The 1,088-nt window shown below is 32.4% G+C and carries 1 protein-coding gene; it reads right to left on the bottom strand.

Translation table 11 applies throughout. The annotated features are described in order from the left end of the window. A partial coding sequence (locus DBR11_RS25880; RefSeq protein WP_146186668.1) for a LicD family protein occupies positions 1 to 626 on the bottom strand: 626 nt, incomplete at its 3' end. Positions 627 to 1,088: the final 462 nt, after the last annotated feature.

The following is a 1,088-nucleotide window of genomic DNA, read 5'->3' on the forward strand; positions in this document are numbered from 1 at the left end:
GCTTGAGGAAACACTATATAGTTTTTAAAAACGATATCCTCATTTTTTATATTATATAACCACAGGTCTACAAATGGAAACTTATAAGAAAAATTTTCAATTGCTTCTCCGTCCTGTGACCAAATTTTATAGAAAACGACACCTGTTCTTTCTTCGACCTTAGAGGCAAATGAAAGTCGTTTATCAATCGTAATTGCGTCTTGGAATCTAACCAAATCAATCTCTTTAATACCTAGATCCACATCATCGTCCCAAGGAATAATTTCTCCATGCTGGACATAACCGAGAAGGGTTCCTCCATGCAAAATCAATGGAATATTCAGGTGATTAGCGATTTCTGATACTATGGCTAAGATCCTCCGTATTTTCTTCCGATTTTCATCTGACCAAACGTTATATTGTTCTATCTTATTGGAAACTTCTTTGAGTCGGCCGATATGCGCAAACGAATCGTTAAAATTGATATCAAAAGAATCACTATGATCAGAGAAAGTCTTTAAAGTTTCCTTCATAGATAATTCAAGTATTTCATCATCAACAGGTTGTTTTATACAATCAACAGATAGCATTTTTTTAGCTCCTGTTCTACTTATAAAATAGGCACAACTTCCCCAATAGAAACCCATAGCGTATTGCTTATAGGATTGTGCTTCTGAATGCTCACTTTTATCAAACGGGAATATAATGTCCCATTGCTCTTCAAAATCAGTAATTGTTTCATTAATCTCATCAAGTGGTTTTAAAATTGAAACATTTGCCTCTATAATAAGGCAATATTCTTCTTCTTACTTTAGGAAGAGATTCCAAATATTTTTATGAGCAAGGTATATTTGTACTTCCACTTCAGAAATTGGAAACCCATAGAGATTATTCATATAATCATAATCAATAACTTCGTTATTATCTTTTGAAAGATCAATATTCTCAAAGTTTACATTGACTTCCTTTATAGTTCTTCGGGAGTCATTTAAAGAAATCGGAGAGTTTTCTTCGGATTTGGTGGCTGAAGAGCTTATTTTATATATTATCATTACTCACTGCATATTCTTATAATATCCTTTCAAAACATCTGATTAAAAGCATATAAT

This window comes from Pedobacter sp. HMWF019 (assembly GCF_003061025.1).
In the GTDB taxonomy this organism is placed as follows: Bacteria; Bacteroidota; Bacteroidia; order Sphingobacteriales; family Sphingobacteriaceae; genus Pedobacter.